Genomic DNA, 315 nt, shown 5'->3' on the forward strand with positions numbered 1-315 from the left:
GCCGCAAGCACGCAAATGCATGGTCCAGTCACATCAGGTCGCTGGTCGCACCGAATATCGAGCGTCGTGTGCGTCACCGAGCGTGCACGGACACCACGTGTAAGCGAAATGGCACTACACGCCGGCTCGGCCAGATCAAGCACCAACACCCGATATCCACGTACGCGACGAAGATAATGGGCGAACTGACACACCAATGTCGTTCTGCCTGTTCCACCACGGGCCGAAGCCATCAGCAGCGATTTCATGGTCGTCATTCCTCGGCTGGGGCTCCGAGCAGTGACGTCTTTTCATGGAAGTGAGACAGTCTCGGTG

1 protein-coding gene is annotated in these 315 nt (G+C 58.1%); it reads right to left on the reverse strand.

Going from position 1 to position 315, the window contains the following annotated elements:
* Nucleotides 1–248: ParA family protein (locus SB724_RS19695; protein WP_410572477.1), on the reverse strand; the 248-nt coding region annotated here is incomplete at its 3' end.
* Nucleotides 249–315: the final 67 nt, after the last annotated feature.

This window comes from Bacillus sp. SIMBA_031, from assembly GCF_046535225.1.
GTDB classification, from domain to species: Bacteria; Bacillota; Bacilli; order Bacillales; family Bacillaceae; genus Bacillus; species Bacillus velezensis.